1 protein-coding gene is annotated in these 274 nt (G+C 53.3%); it reads left to right on the forward strand.

All coding sequences use genetic code 11. The annotated features are described in order from the left end of the window. Positions 1-107: 107 nt before the first annotated feature. Positions 108-274 (forward strand): DNA replication terminus site-binding protein (locus ACX6XY_RS30275; protein WP_460337882.1); only part of this gene is annotated, 167 nt, incomplete at its 3' end.

The raw sequence follows: 274 nt of genomic DNA on the forward strand, positions 1-274 counted from the left end.
ATCATCAGCTGCCTGATTTCACCTCTGCCTGAATAAAACTTGCGCAGAAGCCGCGGGCTGGGTATGCTGCAAAAATCTAATAGTATGTTGTAACTAAGGTGGTAATAATGGCCAGCTACGACCTCGTTGAACGTCTGAATAATACCTTTCGCCAGATCGAGCTGGAGCTGCAGGCGCTCCAGCAGGCGTTAAGTGACTGCCGTCTGCTGGCGGGCCGGGTATTTGAACTGCCGGCGATCGGTAAGGATGCCGAGCACGATCCGCTGGCCACTAT

The organism is Streptomyces sp. O3 (genome assembly GCF_054788135.1).